At 42.0% G+C, this 17,780-nt stretch carries 19 protein-coding genes and 1 riboswitch; of the genes, 4 read left to right on the forward strand and 15 right to left on the reverse strand.

Annotation, left to right across the window (positions count from 1 at the left end):
• Nucleotides 1-102 precede the first annotated feature (102 nt).
• On the forward strand, nt 103-741 hold the full coding sequence (locus LQ226_RS05845) for a YczE/YyaS/YitT family protein (protein WP_231416914.1): 639 nt from the start codon (nt 103-105) through the stop codon (nt 739-741).
• Nucleotides 742-771: 30 nt separating this feature from the next.
• On the opposite strand, the gene LQ226_RS05850 is transcribed toward LQ226_RS05845, so the two are convergent.
• The gene (locus LQ226_RS05850) at nt 772-1,314 is read right to left on the reverse strand and encodes a GNAT family N-acetyltransferase (protein ID WP_231416915.1); all 543 of its coding nucleotides are present in this window, start codon (nt 1,312-1,314) and stop codon (nt 772-774) included.
• Nucleotides 1,315-1,438: 124 nt separating this feature from the next.
• A riboswitch (SAM riboswitch) is annotated at nt 1,439-1,553 on the forward strand.
• A gap of 91 nt (nt 1,554-1,644) precedes the next feature.
• On the opposite strand from LQ226_RS05850, the gene LQ226_RS05855 reads away from it, so the two are divergent.
• On the forward strand, nt 1,645-2,694 hold the full coding sequence (locus tag LQ226_RS05855; RefSeq protein WP_231416916.1) for a homocysteine S-methyltransferase family protein: 1,050 nt from the start codon (nt 1,645-1,647) through the stop codon (nt 2,692-2,694).
• Between the two features lie 31 nt (nt 2,695-2,725).
• Here the strand turns inward: LQ226_RS05855 and LQ226_RS05860 are convergent, their stop codons facing one another.
• From LQ226_RS05860 to LQ226_RS05885, 6 genes are all read right to left on the reverse strand, one after another.
• The gene (locus tag LQ226_RS05860; RefSeq protein ID WP_231416917.1) at nt 2,726-3,061 is read right to left on the reverse strand and encodes a hypothetical protein; all 336 of its coding nucleotides are present in this window, start codon (nt 3,059-3,061) and stop codon (nt 2,726-2,728) included.
• Nucleotides 3,062-3,170: 109 nt separating this feature from the next.
• Nucleotides 3,171-3,611: a hypothetical protein gene (locus LQ226_RS05865; RefSeq protein WP_231416918.1), complete on the reverse strand. Its 441-nt coding sequence runs from the start codon at nt 3,609-3,611 to the stop codon at nt 3,171-3,173.
• Between the two features lie 152 nt (nt 3,612-3,763).
• On the reverse strand, nt 3,764-4,030 hold the full coding sequence (locus LQ226_RS05870) for a 2Fe-2S iron-sulfur cluster-binding protein (protein ID WP_231416919.1): 267 nt from the start codon (nt 4,028-4,030) through the stop codon (nt 3,764-3,766).
• Nucleotides 4,031-4,128: 98 nt separating this feature from the next.
• Nucleotides 4,129-6,054: an ATP-dependent DNA helicase gene (locus LQ226_RS05875; RefSeq protein ID WP_231416920.1), complete on the reverse strand. Its 1,926-nt coding sequence runs from the start codon at nt 6,052-6,054 to the stop codon at nt 4,129-4,131.
• Between the two features lie 76 nt (nt 6,055-6,130).
• On the reverse strand, nt 6,131-6,931 hold the full coding sequence (locus tag LQ226_RS05880) for a metallophosphoesterase (protein ID WP_231416921.1): 801 nt from the start codon (nt 6,929-6,931) through the stop codon (nt 6,131-6,133).
• Between the two features lie 148 nt (nt 6,932-7,079).
• A complete protein-coding gene (locus tag LQ226_RS05885; RefSeq protein ID WP_231416922.1) occupies nt 7,080-8,033 on the reverse strand; it encodes an LCP family protein in 954 nt (317 codons plus the stop codon).
• A 306-nt stretch (nt 8,034-8,339) separates the two neighbouring features.
• Between LQ226_RS05885 and LQ226_RS05890 the strand changes: the two genes are divergently transcribed.
• Nucleotides 8,340-9,146 carry a cupin domain-containing protein gene (locus tag LQ226_RS05890; protein WP_231416923.1) on the forward strand — a complete coding sequence of 269 codons (807 nt, stop codon included), beginning with the start codon at nt 8,340-8,342 and terminating at the stop codon, nt 9,144-9,146.
• 80 nt (nt 9,147-9,226) lie between these two features.
• On the opposite strand, the gene LQ226_RS05895 is transcribed toward LQ226_RS05890, so the two are convergent.
• Nucleotides 9,227-10,117, reverse strand: coding sequence for an RluA family pseudouridine synthase (locus tag LQ226_RS05895; protein WP_231416924.1), 891 nt, complete (start codon nt 10,115-10,117; stop codon nt 9,227-9,229).
• A gap of 20 nt (nt 10,118-10,137) precedes the next feature.
• Complete coding sequence (locus tag LQ226_RS05900; RefSeq protein ID WP_231416925.1) at nt 10,138-10,410, reverse strand: hypothetical protein; 273 nt, start codon at nt 10,408-10,410, stop codon at nt 10,138-10,140.
• A gap of 148 nt (nt 10,411-10,558) precedes the next feature.
• Here LQ226_RS05900 and LQ226_RS05905 point away from each other — a divergent pair, with 148 nt between their 5' ends.
• Nucleotides 10,559-11,410: an STAS domain-containing protein gene (locus LQ226_RS05905; protein ID WP_231416926.1), complete on the forward strand. Its 852-nt coding sequence runs from the start codon at nt 10,559-10,561 to the stop codon at nt 11,408-11,410.
• Between the two features lie 60 nt (nt 11,411-11,470).
• Here the strand turns inward: LQ226_RS05905 and LQ226_RS05910 are convergent, their stop codons facing one another.
• The 6 genes from LQ226_RS05910 to LQ226_RS05935 are packed head-to-tail and all read right to left on the reverse strand — an operon-like array spanning nt 11,471 to nt 17,779.
• Complete coding sequence (locus LQ226_RS05910) at nt 11,471-12,880, reverse strand: dihydrolipoyl dehydrogenase family protein (RefSeq protein ID WP_231416927.1); 1,410 nt, start codon at nt 12,878-12,880, stop codon at nt 11,471-11,473.
• Nucleotides 12,881-14,125, reverse strand: a complete 1,245-nt coding sequence (locus LQ226_RS05915; protein ID WP_231416928.1) for a dihydrolipoamide acetyltransferase family protein — start codon at nt 14,123-14,125, stop codon at nt 12,881-12,883.
• A 13-nt stretch (nt 14,126-14,138) separates the two neighbouring features.
• On the reverse strand, nt 14,139-15,134 hold the full coding sequence (locus LQ226_RS05920; protein WP_231416929.1) for an alpha-ketoacid dehydrogenase subunit beta: 996 nt from the start codon (nt 15,132-15,134) through the stop codon (nt 14,139-14,141).
• Nucleotides 15,134-16,204, reverse strand: coding sequence for a pyruvate dehydrogenase (acetyl-transferring) E1 component subunit alpha (pdhA, locus tag LQ226_RS05925; protein ID WP_231416930.1), 1,071 nt, complete (start codon nt 16,202-16,204; stop codon nt 15,134-15,136). Before pdhA ends, LQ226_RS05920 begins: the two co-directional genes overlap by 1 nt.
• Before the next feature lie 13 nt (nt 16,205-16,217).
• Complete coding sequence (locus LQ226_RS05930) at nt 16,218-17,348, reverse strand: Leu/Phe/Val dehydrogenase (RefSeq protein ID WP_284526492.1); 1,131 nt, start codon at nt 17,346-17,348, stop codon at nt 16,218-16,220.
• A 26-nt stretch (nt 17,349-17,374) separates the two neighbouring features.
• Complete coding sequence (locus LQ226_RS05935) at nt 17,375-17,779, reverse strand: thioesterase family protein (protein ID WP_231416931.1); 405 nt, start codon at nt 17,777-17,779, stop codon at nt 17,375-17,377.
• Nucleotide 17,780 lies beyond the last annotated feature (1 nt).

The following is a 17,780-nucleotide window of genomic DNA, read 5'->3' on the forward strand; positions in this document are numbered from 1 at the left end:
AACTCTACTTTACTTTTTATATTGACCTATCTTTCTTATACATACTAGAATATTCCGCGGGTTAATAATGCCTTGATACTAAAGGAAAGACGAGGGTCAACAATGGTCTATCGCGTAAGTATATATTTATTAGGAATGTTCGTGAACTTTTTTGGTGTTGCATTACTCATTAAAGCAACTCTTGGCGCAGGATTTTGGACAGCTTTGTTCGTCGGACTATCCGATCAACTTGGATTTACAGTAGGCCTCTGGTATGCCTTGTTTCAGTTTCTGTTTATATTCGCAAACGGATGGCTTATGAAGCAAAAACCTGAACCACGTGCCCTGATCCCCCTCTTTTTAGAAAGTTTTATTCTAGATTTCTGGTTAGAAATTGTTTTTCATAACTTCACATTGCTTCATGCACCATTCCTTTTACAAGCTGGTGCCATGATACTCGGAATTTCACTCAGTGCAGCAGGGGTTGGTCTTTACATTCTGCCTGCCTTGCCAAGAGCTCCTGTCGATCAGCTCTTCCTTGCGATCGCAAGCAGATTTACAATAAGCTTACGCCTTAGTCAAACCCTTGTGGCTCTTACTACGTCAACTTCGGCCCTACTTATGGGCGGCCCTGTGGGACTTGGCACTGCAGCCGGGGTATTATTTGCTGGACCGATCATTCAGCTCACTTATACCAGAGCTTACCCATATTATTACTTGATGCATCCGAACTTTAAGAAACGCTATGAATTCGTCCTATAATAAAAAGCGTCTGCGAGTAAGCAGGCGCTTTTATAGTTTCTTTTCAAGTTGAAGATCCAAGGGTTCTTTCTCGTAGATCTCTTGATTTACCTCTTCTGCTATGACACATCCTACAGATTGATAGAATTGTTGAGTTTCCACTGCAGGGTGAGCGCCTATATAGAGTTTCTCCGCACCTAAATCTTTAGCGATTTGGCAACATTTAAGAAACAGTTGTCTCCCTATGCCTTCCCCTCTGTATGCATTTGAAACGTGAATAAACGGTAACGGGATATATTGATTTTTTGAACCGAAGAATCTCTTTTCTACATTCGCAAACCCGATTACCTTTTTTCCATCCATTGCACAAACGACACCACCGCCATTTTTTGAGCATTCTCTTAAATACAATGAAATATCTTGTTTTTGTTCTTCACTCCAATTATCTATAAAATAATCAGACCTTGTATCCACTTTCGTTTGACCATTTATATACCAGACATCTTCCGTTTCCTGATAGCGGTCAAAATCTATTAAGAATTTTTCATTAATATCGTTAGCGCTTACATTCCTTACCTCTATACTCCTTGCCAATTCGAATCCCTCCCTTGTTTAGTATACAATAAAAATAGAATCTTAACATTTTTCAGAAAAAGGATTGACGGAAAATTTCTCACCCGTTATAATCCATATCAAGCTTTATTAATTAAATAACGAACTCTTATCCAGAGTGGCGGAGGGACTAGGCCCTGTGACGCCCGGCAACCTTTCAAGAAACATCTTGAAAAAGGTGCTACTTCCTACAGATCAGATGATGATCTGGCAGATAAGAGGAGGCCTTGTTACATCCACCCTCTTCTTATTCAGGAAGAGGGTTTTCTTATACTCTCTTCCGTATACTTACTTTTGAAAGGATGAATAAAGATGAAACGAACACTTGAACAACGCTTACAGGATGGACCGGTCGTTTGCGGCGAGGGGTACTTATTCGAATTGGAACGAAGAGGGTACTTACAAGCGGGCTCTTTCGTACCTGAAGTAGCTCTTGATAATCCTCAAGCCTTAAAACAAACCTATCGTGACTATATGAATGCTGGCTCTGATGTGGTCTTAGCATTCACTTATAATGCTCACCGAGAGAAAATGCGTATTATCGGAAAAGAAGAACTGCTTGAGCCCCTTAATCGTCAAGCTATTCGCCTGGCGAAAGAAGTGGCGCAGGAAAATACAGTTGAAGAAGCCTTAGTGGCCGGAAACATTTCCAACACAAACCTCTTCGACCCTGAGGATGAGTCATCTAAAGAAGCCGTCCGTACTATGTTTGCTGAAATGATCACGTGGTGTAAGGAAGAAGGAGTCGACTTTGTAAACGGGGAGACATTCTATTACTTCGAAGAGGCCCAAATTGCACTTGAGGAAATAAAAAAGCAAGACCTACCTGCTGTTATTACACTTGGCGTTATGGGTGAAAATCAAATGCGTGACGGTTATGAAGTCGAAGAAGCCTGCCGACTCCTCGAAGAACAAGGTGCCTTAGTAGTGGGAATGAACTGTTTCCGGGGCCCCGCTACAATGCAGCCTTATGTTGAGAAGATCCGCGAAGCTTGCAAGGGTTATGTTGCAGCGTTACCTGTACCTTACCGAACAACTGAAGAGCATCCAACATTCTTTAACCTTCCAGACGGAGGTTGCGCGTGTCATCTCCCAACTGAAACAACATTCCCAACCTCCCTTGACCCACTTTACTGTAACCGCTACGAGATAGCCAGTTGGGCTAAAGACGCACTGGACACAGGGGTGAATTATTTTGGTTTATGTTGCGGAGCATCACCTAGTATGCTACGTGAAGTTGCGGAAACCGTTGGCCGTGAAGCTATTAACTCTAAATATTCGCCGAACATGGAGAAACACTTCTTATTTGGTACAGATGATTCACTTAAGAAGCATAATCAGTCTTACCGAGTTAAGGCTTAATCGGAAAGAGAAAGCGCCCGGTGTACAATCATTAGGCGCTTTCTTTTATACAATCTAATAAGATATATCCTAAAGCAATCCCTGCAATCGTTGTTAGGGTGGGTTGGGAAACTACTATAAACGGTTGGACCGGACCCCACTGATAACCGGCTAAAGCAAGCGTCCACATAACGAGGACAGCAAGCGTCGGGATGCCAATCGCCAACAATCGAACCCAATCAAGCGTCCAGGGCTTCCGTGACATGATTTCGAGGATGAATTTAGGTAGACGTAAGAGTATGCCTATTGCGACCGGAAACAAAGGAGTAAAAAACACAAGAGCCATCGGATATTTATACGTTACTTTAAATTGTTGCTGTAATTCCATTTCATAGCTCTTCCCCAAATAGATGACCAATCCAATAACGAGCATCCAAACAAAGTAGTAACCAAACCGCTGCGAATTGCGAATAAAGATCCTCCCCTTCTCTTTCTAATTACGACCAATTGACTCCCCATAAACTATTCAAAAGAAACATATAAACAGTGAATACACTTGTGAAAACCAAAAGGATAATAGGAATAGCACGATGCACCCTGTTCTTCTTTAAAGCTTTCACGTAGACTATAAAAGCAAGAAAAGCCACTCCATAGTATACGAAAATCATTGAGTAATACGTAAAAGGCCCTAAGAAGAGACTAAGAACGGTAAACTGTAGAATAAATGCCACAACAGAACCAGCTAGCCATTTTCCCGCTCCTTGATTTTCACAGACTGTTTTGACTGATAGAATAAAAGCCGTTAATACTACAGCAACAAGGAGCCATTCGTAAAAGATAAACAAATCCTCAGCGTTTACAGCAAGGAAATAGCCTCCTATAGATAAAGGAACAATCGCTACCAGTAGGTAAATAGCCCCTTTTAAATAGCCGGTCATGATCACCACCCCTTTACTTTATCCATATTTTAACATAAAAAGATTATTCACCTTTAATAACCCTTTGTTTTTCATAACTTCTTAAGGCAAAAAAAGAGTACCAGTCACAACCTGGTACTCTTACTTATCATCTTAAATTATTCATTATGTACCTATTTAACAGGGACAGTCTGACAAGCTAAGCGGAATCCGTCCTCTAATTCATTCTCTAATTTCACATGCTCTTTCGGGGTAGGTTTGTTCACCACTTCTTCTCCATTCAGTAATTCCACACGACACCTTGTGCAGTTTCCTTTTTGACATTTGTAATCCAAAGGAACATCTTGTTCAAAAGCTGACGCTAACAAGGATTGACCCTTTACTGGCTCAATAGAGAATTCCTCCCCTTGCTGTTTTACGCGAATCATCATTTGATCCATTTCCATCTTCCTTTCCCTATGCGTAGTTCTTCATCATTATACGTAAAATCATAACCATAACACAATAAAGGGGAGGGAATTGACCCTCCCCACTTCTATTAACTCCATTGAATAGGGGTTGGAGCTATGTTTTCAATTTCTTTCCCAATGGCATTGTACTGGTCTGGCGTAAGCCATACATGAACAGATCCATGATCTTCATGACCGCGAATGAGACGGCCAATTCCCTGACGCATCCGAAGAAGCATATAAGGTAAGTCCACTTCTTGCATGGCATTTTCTGCATGATTACGCTTAGCATCAAATACAGGGTCTTTTGGTGGGAACGGTAACGATGAAATCATCACTTGAGAAAGTGATTGCCCGGGTACATCAAGCCCTTCCCACAAGTGGTAAGAACATAAAACGGTCGCACGATCTTGTTGGAATGCCTGGACCGTTTCACTAATTTCCCGGTCTCCTTCATAAAGCACCGGGAAGGAGAAGGTCTGTTGATCCGCCCAAGAACGGAAACGATTCATTTCCTCTACTGAAGAGAACAAGATTAACGTCTGCCCTTCTTCATCCTCTAAGTGGCTTTTCATCATTTCCCATTTTTGTTCTTCTCCTTGGTCAAGATACCCTCTCATCTTCATCTGTTCTTCATAATCAAACGGTGATTCAACTGTGAAGGAAAGGTAATTCTGAATCCCAAGGCTACCTGAAATATAAGAGAAATCTTTCTGACGGGATAGCGTTGCGGATGAAAATAGGAATGGAATGTTTTGACTAAACACTTCCTTTTCTAAAACGTCCTCAACTAGTCTTGGCATGATAACAAGAGAACTGTCTTCCCCATTTGTTTCAAGCCAGAAGATTCCTTTATTATCTTTTAATAGAATGGCTAACCCATAGGAGAAGAACTCAAGGTATTCTTCAATAATCTTAACGTTGTAATCATCCATTAAGAAGAGCTCAGAATCAAAGACGAGTTGTTCAAGTAAGTTATGCACTTTTTTGTTCATCTGGTCAGCTAAATCGATCATCTCTTTCGAGCGTGGTACTTCGTGGCGATTCGATCCCTCTACCTCAGAGCTCGTATCCCTTAAAATCTCAAACCATCTATCGTGCATATCTAAAATATCTTCAATAAGAAGAAGAGACTCTTCACGAATATCCTGATTTAAGTATTCTGTCAGAACACTTGTTAAAGTCTTCGAATTAAAACGATAGGTTAATGCTTTTTGAGCAGCGAATTCAAGTAAGTGTCCTTCATCAAACACCACACTGCTTGCTTCTGGCAAGAGTGGAAGTTGACCTTCACGCTTTCTCGAATCCTTTGTCCATACATGTTCCATATAGAAATCGTGTGAGCAAATAATGAGGTCAGATGAATGACGATAATACTGACGGTTTAACGTTTGACCACAGCGATGACGCCAATCACACGTTGAACACTGTTGTAAAGGATCCCAGGAAATCGATTCCCATTTTTCGTTTGAGACCCAAGGATATTCTTTTCTGTCCCCGTAGCGTTCAAACTTCTGCATAGATGCATCCCCGCCGAAAACAAATTGGGGAATGGAATCATAAACGTCTAGAATATCTTCATCTTCTGTAGTTTCTTCTAGTTTATCAAGCTTCTTCACACAAACATATTGTTCGCGTGCTTTCGCTAGACGCACATCAACGTTTAAACCAAGCGCTTTTTCAAGCTTTTCAATATCTCCGCCCTTTTTAACAAGTTGCTCGATCAGCGTTTCATCAGCGCACGAAATAATCGCTGGCTTATTCATGTAGCGAGCATAGCAAATAGCATAAAGCAAGTATACGAACGTTTTCCCCGTTCCAACCCCTGCTTCTGCGAAGATGGTTTGTTTATTTTTGAAAGCTTGCTCTACCTGGAATGCCATATAGATCTGTTCATCCCGTAGCTCATAACCTTGTTCTGGTAATATGTCATAAAAGACATCTCCAATGTAATCACCTAATACGTCAAAAAACGTATCTTCCTTGGAGATTTCAAATGGAAGAGTTTGTGTCATCGTATTCTCCTCTTACCCTGTATTAGAGGGTTAAAATTTATTGCAGCATTCCTTATCATATCAGTTTTTTAGCTGCTCATGAATCTTTTTTTACTGAACGTATTGAATGAATGGTCACTTCACTGCGAACAAAGAAGCGAATGTTCCATCTTGATTGGCCTACCCCTTTAGAAATGTAGAAAGAGCCGTGTGTATGGTCATGCTTCCCTTTATAGATCCCTTGTTGAGCTAATTGCCCCATGTTCGCAATCTTAAAGAAATAAGGGATATTGACTTGCTTGCCATGTAAATGCCCACACACTAGCATTGTGAAGGGTTTCTTCATTTCAAGCAAAACATCCGGGTCATGAGTCAGTACCAGCACATCTTTCTTATCATCTCCTAAAAAGGAAAAACTCTTCTCAAGATCGTGGCACCCTTGGGCATAGTCATCCACTCCAACAATGACTACGTCTTCTTTCTCAACGAATTCATTCTTCAACAAGTGGATTCCGTATTGTTTAATTAAATCCTCAAGCCCTTCTACATTCTTTATATAGCGGTCATGGTTTCCAAGGACTGCATAGGTTTCTACCCCTGATTCTTGTATAAGTTCCAAGAACGGTCGAAGTGTTTCGAATTCTTTTTCTGACCGATCTACATAATCTCCTGTTAAAAAGATATAATCAGGTTGCTCTGTATCGATAAGAGCCTTTATTTCAGAAAGGGAAATTCGCATGTGTCGTATGTGCAGATCACTAATTTGCAGCACCTTCTTATTAGTCTTTCCTTCCCATCCAATCCTTTCCACTTTCAACCACTTTGTTGGAAGAACCAGAAGGACTTCCCATAAAACCAGGAAGATTACAACACCAGCCAATATCCACTGTAATGTCATCCTACACACCTCTTTTGCTGTCTCATTATAGATTCCCTATCCCTTCTTCTTTCTCCTCTCTCTCACAAACATTTTATAGATGAAGGATTAAAATCACGAAAAAGATGCCCGCTCGTAACGGACATCTTCTTTATATACCCTAGTGAAGTTATTCTAAAAAGGATTGAAGTGCTTCTTTCGTCTTTTCCTCATCGTGCGACAATACAGCTCCTTCACCTGGAACACGCAGATTTGTATACCCTACATCTTTTGGTATGGTGAAGGTTTCAATATCATCAGGAGTTTTGATTAGAAAATCTGTCCCAAAGCCCAGTATAGCAGGAGTACCCATGTTTGTCTTAACATAAGGCTGAATGGCACCTAATGCTCTAGGAAGACGGGCAAGCCCCGTGAAGGAAACAAATTCATCTTTTAACGTATTTAATACTTTCTGTTGCCTTTCCACCCGTTTCAAATCTCCGTAAGCATCGTTTCTAAAACGCGCATACCCGAGCAATTCCTTACCATCCAAAGTTTGCTCCCCTGCTTTTAGGTCTATCGTTTGGACACCATCTTTATAGTACATATCTTTCTCAACGTTAATCGTTACTCCATCAGGTGCAATGGTATTCACAATACTGACAAACCCATCAAAATCAATAATGGAGTAATATTCAAGATCCACCCCAAAGTTCTCCTGTATGGTTCTACGCATAAGCTCAGGACCTCCAAGGGCAAAGGCGGCATTAAGCTTCTTATAGCCATAGCCGGGTATATTTACGTAAGTGTCTCGCATTAAAGACACAAGTTTAAGTTTGTTCTGATCTGTATCATATTGGCCAATCATGATCGTGTCTGAGCGTGTGCTTTCGTCCCCCCGCTGATCAATGCCAAGTAGGAGAACATTGGTTTTTCCTTCAGGGCTCTCGCTTCCCTCAAACGGTTCATCCCCGTAGCTTTCATTCATACCCGGGGCATTTTGATTTGCATTTCTAAGACCAGCTGTATATTCATATACGACATAAGCGCCGATCAGCACGAAGAAAACAAAGAAACCTAACACAATTCTTCTTGTCCTCTTTCTGCGCCTCGCTCTTCTCATAGTCAAACGATTCTCTTCCACCCATGACTCCCCTTCCGCCTATTCAGCAGAATAGTATAGTAGGAATGTTGTCTGCTTCATCCAAGTCTTTTCTTATCCTATTTTCTATCTAGTGGCATTATACCATAATGCCTAAAAGCGCATATATACATTTCAAAAAGGTGGGAGCTATTCCAATTGAGTGTGGATGGACGCCCTTACGTTTAAGGAGTGCATGGGGTACGGAAGGTAATCTATTAAATTCACCACCGTAACGTTAAACAATCCAAAGTACACATTTGCCCAACTTGCATATGATAGTTCTATATTGTCGGAGGTGTTAAAAATATGTACTACACTCCTTATGGATATCCTTATCCCTACCCTTATTACACGAGTAATCCCGTCCCTTACTATGGAAGGAACTGTGGTTACTACAGCTCCCCAAATGCGTATGAGTACTCAAACAGAACACAATCTTCTAATGGGATGCTGAAAGATTATGGTCCAAATCCGTATGTAGTCAATATTAATGAGGCTACGCTACAAAACCAGACCTATCGCACAGCTTTATGGACAGGGGAGCATTTGCAGGTAACTTTGATGAGCATCGATGTTGGTGATGATATCGGTTTAGAGATTCACCCTGATGTGGATCAGTTCTTACGAATTGAACAAGGGCAAGGGCTTGTTCAAATGGGGAAGAAGAAAGATCAGTTAACTTATGAACGAAATGTATCTGATGACTTTGCCATCATGATTCCAGCCGGAACGTGGCATAATGTAACCAATACTGGCAATACCCCTTTAAAACTCTATTCGATCTACGCTCCTCCTAATCATCCTTTTGGCACTGTTCATAACACTAAGGCAGATGCAATAGCTATGGAACAACACAACAATAATGGAAACGGAGTCGTTATAGACGGAAAAACGCCTGATGAATGGGTTCAGCACACGACGTTTCTAGTAAATGAAGGATTAGAAGATGTGAAAAGAGGAATTAATGCCACACACATTTTACAAGAATTCATTCTTATGGGAGTACTTGTCGGGAAGGGGTATTCTCCTGAAAAAGCCTACCAAACCGTAGAAGAATGGGAGCGTACAGGAGAGTCAAAGCTTCTCCAGCAAAGCAAAGCGATGAGATGGTAGGAAAACAGACTCAATATCCCTTATAAATGATTAAAGGCAGGGTCCTAGGTCCCCTGCCTTTTCCATACCTACCTCTTCAATTATTCAAATATAGGTGGCTCATCAATAAATGGCGCTTCACATGTTATCGTTTCTCCCGTGAAAGGATGCGGAAATGTAAGCGAGGCTGCATGTAGTGCTTGACGTGAGGCAGCTTTCTTTTTCCCACCATAAAGAGTATCACCAAGGAGAGGGTGACCCATATAGCTCATATGTACACGAATCTGATGGGTTCTACCCGTTCGTAAGAAAAGCTTCACAAGTGTTGCATCTTTTTCTTTCAAATACCCATGTACTTCATAATCTGTGATCGCCGATTGACCCTTAGGGGAAACTCGCTTCCGTGTTGCATGGTGTCGATCTTTCCCAATCGCTTGCTCAATTGTTCCTTTTTTCTTTGATACTAATCCATGTACAAGCGCCATATAAGCACGCTTTACTTTCCGTTCTTCAAGAAGGCGGTCCATAATGGAACCAGCAATTCTGTGTTTGGCAAACAACACAGCCCCCGTCGTATCACGATCCAAACGATGAATGTGACGGACGTTAGTATGAGGACCACAATGATGAACGACAGCATTGAGAAGCGTCCCTGTCTGTCCTTTTTCATTCGGATGCGTATCCATTCCTGCTGGCTTGTTTGCAACTAGTATATGATCATCCTCATATAAAACCTCAACCTTCTTCTGATCTGGAACCACATCTGACTCTTCAGGAATGAAGAGCTTCACTTCCAGATAGTCCCCTTCAATAAGTGATTCACTCCAACGCTTCTGTTCATGGTTGACTAGAACACCTTTATCCATGCGAATCTGATGAAGCTGTTTCTTCGGAATTTGCCATACGTCTCGTAATAAAGCCTCAATCGTATAATCATTCCACATTGCCGGGACATGAAGCCCCATCCAATTTTCACGTTTATCTAATTGCATAATACATACCTCGCAATGATTTATTTTAACGAACGAAACGTTCGAATCAATTCGTCTGGTGCATGCTTCACGTTGAAAGAAAAGACGCCTTTATTCGTATGTAAATACAGAAAACCATACAGCTCTGCTGTCTTTCTATATGAAAGATCGAAGACATGCTCAAGCATAAATACATTCGAATTTGTCGTAATTTTATCTTCGGATAAAATTAGATATAGCTCTTCTTCCTCATAGAGCTGTTGTCCATCTTTAATAGACCTGGTCACGCAATAATAGGGATGACGATAAAGCATAAATCCTCCTCTTGAAACCGCACTGTGTTCCGATTGTATCACAAGACCTCTACCCTCACTAATTTCTTTCTTATAAAGAGAGTTCATAATTGCGTTGTATCACGACTTGAATTACGATGAAAGTACTAAGCTTTAGGAGATGGTGAAGATGAGGCAAGAGCTTGAATATATTGGGAATAAAATAGTAAACCATAAGACAGATCTCGCTCATGCTGTGGAAGCTTTAGAAGCTAAAGAGTTTGTGACTACATTAAAGACTGCAGAAATACCCTACGATCATATTATCACCTGGCGAACAGAATTAATTGAGCTTATCGGTGAGTCCCTTATAGAAGACCATGATGATGTGATGAACCGTACAAAAGAATGGGCCAACCGTGTTGGACAAAGATGCTTAGATATTGGAATTCCTTTAAATGAATCCTTGAAAAGTTTAGCGTTCTTTCGCACTGTCATATGGGATGTGTTCGAAGAAGATTTGGAGCAGAAGAATTTTTCTGCCGTCACCATGCTAGACGTGAGCAAATTAATCAACCCACTATTAGACGAAGTGAGTTATATATTTAGTAACCTTATTGTACAGGATCATCAGAAGACCATGAACATCGCTCAGCTCGCGATGGAAGAACTATCGGTTCCTGTTGTGCCGATTACAAAAGGGGTTGCTATACTACCTTTAATTGGTGAAATTGATACACACAGAGCCAAATTAATAATGGAATCCACGTTAAAACATAGTACAGACGACCAGCTAGATTACTTAATCATTGATGTATCAGGTGTACCAATGATCGACACCATGGTCGCCAATAACATCTTCAGTATCATACAGGCTCTAACGATTATGGGAGTCGAAGCAAGCATCACAGGCATGAGGCCAGAAATTGCCCAAACCGTAATTAGCCTCGGCATCAACTTTAAAGACATTAACAGCTACGCAAATATGCAACAAGCTCTTGAGAAGATAGGCTTCACCCACGAAAAACAATTACAATTTTAAATACGGAATAATAAAGAATGCTACCCACAAATGAATGTGGGTAGCATTCTTTTTGTCTACCTATTTTAAACTGGCCTCTGTCAGGCTTTTCACCTCTGGCTCAACCATTGGGATAGACTCATTGTAACTCGGGTGTGGATAATGGGGGAAAGAAAGATCTTCATCCCTTGCCGCCATTTCTAGGGCCACTGTGCCTGTCGAAATGAGTTCAACAGCACCTGCTCCAAACGCATGGAAACCTAATACGATGTCAGTGTCATCTTGTATAACGAGCTTTATAAAACCTTCTCGCTTTCCATGAATCGTCGCATAGCCATTCCCACCATATCCAAACTGTCCTACTCGCACTTGATATCCTGCTTCTAGCGCTTGTTCTTCTGTCATTCCAACAGAAGCAATAGGAGGAATGGTATGGGCTACAACTGGTATGAAGGTAGAATCAAACTCTGCTGGCACGCCATTTATAGTATTCCCTACAACTTCGGCTTGCTTTATAGCTTTAACTGCAAGAGCCGGTCCTGTGGTTACATCACCAATGGCATATATATTTTTAATGGACGTATGCATTTGAGCATCGGTTTTGATAAAACCATCTTCTGTTTCCATCCCCAAACGATCGATTCCTAACTCTTCTAAATTAGGGAGAACACCAGCTGAAACGAATGCGTGGGAAGCGTCAATCTGTACGTCCTCTCCCTTATGGAGAAGGACAGCATTGACCCGTTCTTCTTTAACCTCCATCTTCCCGATAGAAGCGGAAGAATATACTTTAATCTTTTGTTTTTTTAAGACTCTTTTTAACTCCCGATTAATAGAAGAATCATAGCCAAAATCTTCTTTCTCCTCTTCTATCACAAGTGAAACCTTGGCTCCAAATTGACGGAATGTCATCGCCGCCTCAAGGGCAATATAATCACTTCCATAGACGAGAAGATGATCAGGTACGTCCTCAATACGATACAGTGATTCCCCTGTTAAAATTCTCTCATCGCTAGCTTCAATGGTATCAGGGAGAAACGGGCGGCTCCCTGTTGCGATAATCGCATGATTAAAGTGATACACATCAAATTGATGACCGTGGTCCACCCCAATCCGATCTTCAGATAAGAAAGAAGCGTGTCCTTCTATAATTTCCACTTTATTAGATTTACATAAAGCTTCTACACCTTTACGTAAATTTCCCACTACTTTCTCACGATAGGACTGAAGATGACTCAGATTAAAGCTGGTCCCTTCCGTAGAGATCCCAAAATCACTAAAGCTTTTAACTTCTGCTAATTTCGACGCACTAGTGGAGAACAGCTTTGAAGGGATACATCCTTCATTTAAACAAACCCCACCAAGCACGCCCTTCTCAATAATCGTCACATGAAAGCCCTGTTTTGCTGCATGAACGGCTGCATTATATCCTCCTGGACCTCCTCCAATAACGACAACGTCTCTTTGTTCTGCAATTTCTCCTACTACCATCTATACCAGCTCCAACATGAGTGTATTCGGGTGTTCCATAAGTTGCACCAATCGATTAGAAAAGGCCACAGCTGTCCCGCCGTCTGCTACACGGTGATCAAAAGTGAAAGATATATTCATCATTGATCTGATGACAATTTCATCATTTACAACAGCAGGCTTCTTCTTCGTCTTATGAAGGGCAATAAGACCCGTTTCCGGATGATTGATAATTGGAGTAGCACCAGTACTTCCTTTCAAAGGACCAACGTTACTAATTGTGAACGTCCCCCCTTGGATATCAGCCATACTTAATTGATTAGACAACGCTTTCTCAGTTAAAGCCTTCATTTCCTCATGAATCTGTGTAATCGATTTAGACTCCACGTTTCGAAGGACCGGCACGATTAATCCATCTTCAGTATCTACAGCAAGGCCGATGTTATGAGCTTCTTTAAGATCAATCTTCTCATTTTGTTCATCTAATGTAGCGTTAAAGATCGGAAAATCTTTGAGCGCAACTGAGACTGCTTTAATATAAAAAGCTGCGATCGAAAATACTTTCCCTTGTTCCTTACACATAGCCCGCCATTCCATCGCATTTGTGACATCAACTTCTTCAAATTGCGTGCAATGGGCGATCGTATGCAAAGAATGGGTCATCTTCTTCGCAATTTGCTTCCTGCGACCTTTAAACGGAATCGATTGACCAACCACAGGTTCGACCTCTTGCTTAGCCATAACAGGTTCCTTCTCAAAAGAAGGGTCCGCAACAGCCACCGATTGTTTTCCGGTGTCCCCTTTCATATAGGCGAGCACGTCCTCATCTACGATGCGCCCCCCCGGCCCTGTGCCTTCTACTTGACTAATATCCACTCCATTATCCCGAGCGATTTTCCTTGTATAGGGTGCAGCTAAGATGCGCTCACTTCGCTTAGGTAATTGAAAAGTGTGGACCTCTCCTTGATTGTCACTTTTTTCAGAAGATTTCTTCGTGTTTTCAGAAGACGTTTTTCCTGAATTGGACTTGTGACCTACATCCATGTTAAGGACCGTGGTTCCAACCGTAATGGTCTCTCCCAATTCCACGAGAATTTCACCTATGATGCCCGCTCCTGGTGATGGAATTTCTGCTGTCATCTTGTCCGTTTGGACCTCTACTAACGGCTCATCCGCTGCTACCTCATCACCTGGTTTCACAAAAAAGTGAAGGATCTCTGCTTCTGTCATTCCTTCACCAATATCATGTAATTTTACTTCTACCATTCAAGACCCTCCTTTAGAACGATATGACCTTTTCAATAGATTTCATAACTCTGTCTGGTGTCGGCAAATAATGATCTTCATAAGCAAAGAATGGCACGGGTGTGTCAAATCCTGTCACCCGTTCGATCGGAGCTTTCTGATAAAGGAAAGATGTATCGTTTATAACTGAAATTACATCATTTGCAACACCACTAGTCGCATGCGCTTCTTGAACAATCACCGTACGCCCTGTCTTTTGGACTGATTCTGCTATAAGATCTTTATCAAGAGGGTAAAGCGTTCTGAGATCAATCAAGTCACAAGATACACCCTTCTCTTCCATCTTTTTGACGGCTTTTTCCGCAACGGGAACCATAGCTCCCCAAGCGATGACCGAAACATCCTCTCCCTCAGAAATTCGCTTCCCTTTCCCAATTTCAACCGTATACTTGTCTTCTGGTACTTCTTCACGAGAAGATCGGTAATTACGCATGGGCTCCATAAATAACACTGGATCTGGATCTTCAATACTAGCAATGAGAAGCCCTTTAGCGTCATAAGGAGAAGATGGGCAAACCACCTTAATCCCTGGCATATGAGTAAATAAGGTTTCCACTGAATCAGAGTGGATTTCAGGGGCTCTCACTCCTGCACCGTACGGAGCTCTTATAACCATCGGAACAGAATAATGACCCATGGTACGTGCTCGAATTCTAGATGCGTGTGTCATGATTTGTTCGTAAGCTGGGTAAACAAAGCCAAGAAATTGAATCTCTACAATTGGCAGAAATCCGTTTACCGCCATCCCAATAGCTGCTCCTGTAAAACCAGCCTCACTTAGAGGGGTATCGATGACACGATCATCGCCAAATTCAGACTGCAAACCATCTGTTGCTCTGAAAACACCGCCGTTTTTCCCTACGTCTTCCCCCATCACGATGACTTCTTCCTTTTCGCGAAGCATCGTACGCATACCATCTGTGACCGCCTGGACAAGTGTTAACGTATTCGTTCCTACAGTTGTTTGCATTACTGATCCCCTCTTTCCATTAGTGCGACATAGTCTTGCTTTTGTTTTTCAATCGTCCATGTAGGCTTTTCAAACACATAATCAAAGATGACATTTATATCTGCAGGAGGTAGATTCTCCATTTCTTCTATAGCCTGATCAATTTCGTTAGCAACGTCTTGCTGAATTCCTGCCACCCAGTCTTCATCCCAGAGCCCCGCTTGTTTCATATATAGTTCGAGCCTCGTAACAGGGTCTTTAGAAGCTCGGCGCTCATCACTTTCTTTTTGCTCACGGTATTTCGTAGGATCATCCGCTGTAGTATGAGCACCATATCGCCACGTTACCGCCTCAATTAAGCTCGGTCCTTCCCCGTTTCTAGCCCTTTTAATCGCACGGTTCATCTCTGTGTATACAGCTATAATGTCATTCCCATCAACCCGTACCCCTGGCATATCGTAACTGACCGATTTCTGGGCGATGGTTTTTGAGTTCATTTGCTTATGAATAGGAACAGAGATTGCAAAGTTGTTGTTCTGATTAAAGAATACAACGGGTGACTTTAATACGCTGGCCACGTTTAACCCTTCATGGAAGTCCCCTTCAGAAGTAGCCCCATCACCGAAATAAGCAACTGCGATATTGTCTGTTCCTTTTCGCTTCTCCGCATAGGCAGCCCCAGCTGCATGAGGTAAATGAGTGGCAATAGGAACGCTTGGCGGGAAGATGTGCAACCCTTCAGGTGGTACACAGCCTTCATTTCGGCCATTCCAATATGTGAATATGGTCTTTAAAGAATGTCCAAAAGTCATTGTAGCCCCGTGGTCACGATAAGTCGGAAACAGCCAATCCGTTTCCCGTAATGACAAAGCGCTCCCCACTTGAGCAGCCTCCTGGCCTTCAAATGGAGCATACGTACCGATCCGCCCTTGACGCTGCAAACTGATCGCTTTACGGTCGAATGTTCTGATCCTCACCATATTTCGGTACATGTTCCGAATGACATCCTCTGTAATGAGTTCCTGATCAAGCTCCTGGACAAGGTTTCCTTTCTCGTCTATCCATTGAATAATTGGAAATTGTTCTTCCATGTTCCTCTCCTCCTTATGTACGTACATTCCATTTAGGACGTTTAGCATGTGAGAAAAAGCTGTTTCGTCTCTTACGCGCTTCCATTCGTTCCCGGCAGAATAAATCCGCTGCTTCTGAGGTTGGAATATGATGAAGTTCAGCGTATTGATAGATTGATAGTAAAGAATCGTAAATGCTCTTTGTCTTCTGTAAGACACGCTCTTTACTAGGTTCATATAATTCATCTGCCACCTGAATTAATCCACCACTGTTCACAATATAGTCAGGGGCATAGAGAATCCCTTTTTGATGAAGCATTTGTCCATGGCTTTCATCTAGAAGTTGATTGTTAGCAGATCCAACAATCCCTTTAAACGAAAAGCTTTCAATCGTAGAATCATTAATGATTCCTCCAAAGGCACATGGCACAAATACATCCGCGTCTACCCGGTAAATATCTTCTCCCCTTACAACTTGAACAGTTGCATGATGTTGGTTTGCCTTATCAATGAGTTGGTCAATTGCATGTTGATTAATGTCCGAAACATATAAGTGAGCTCCTTCTTCTACAAGGCGAGCCGCTACTTTACTTCCAACCTTACCCAACCCCTGTATCGCATAGGCTTTTCCCTTCATGTCATCCGAACCGAATAAAGCTCGGTTAGTAGCCTGAATCCCATATATCACACCGAGCGCTGTTGGAATGGAAGAATCTCCGCTTCCGCCATATTCTTCAGGCACCCCCACGATACAATTGGTCTCTTTTAACGAATGGATAAAATCCTGAGGCAATGTGCCCATATCAGTTCCGGTATAGAACCTTCCATTTAACGATTCGACAAATTGCCCAAATGCTCGAAATAGTTCAGGAGATTTATCTTTCTCAGGATCTCCGATAATGACGGACTTCCCTCCGCCAAAGTCGACATCTGCTGCCGCACACTTATAAGTCATCCCTTTCGATAAGCGAAGTACATCCTTAAGAGCTTCATCCACACTTTCATAAGGTTGCATACGACATCCGCCAAGGGCCGGGCCTAATGTGGTATCATGAATCGCTATAATAGCCTTTAACCCTGTTGCGGGATCGTTACAAAAGACGACTTGTTCGTGCTCTGTGAACTTCTCAAACAAATCCATCTCTCCCACCTCTTTGTGGTTCATATTTAAATCAGAAAGCGTTTTCATTTTTAGGCGTTTGACACCAGACTCGCTTCTATCCGTTCCGCAATTTGTTCTTTAGGTAGAATCGCCTGTGTCACTTCCCCCTTCCCTATGATTCCTTTTTCATTTCGAGCTTCAACGTCTGTGATCACTAAGTGATTCTTTAATGCCGTAACAGTAGCCTTAACCGTTACCATTGTACTAACAGCAGTAGGAGCAACATGTTTCACGGTAACTGAGGCTCCTATCCCTTCTTCATGATCTTCTAAGTATGGCAGTATAATCTGTCTGGCTGCCCATTCCATATGGTAGACCATTGATACAGTAGAATAAGCAGGGTGTACGACTCCCCCTTCAAATTGAGCAACCATTTCAGATGTAACTTCGGCTGTAATTTCAGCCGTCTGACCTATGACTAAGCCTTCCTTCATC

The organism is Pontibacillus sp. HN14, assembly GCF_021129245.1.
Classification (GTDB): Bacteria; Bacillota; Bacilli; order Bacillales; family BH030062; genus Pontibacillus.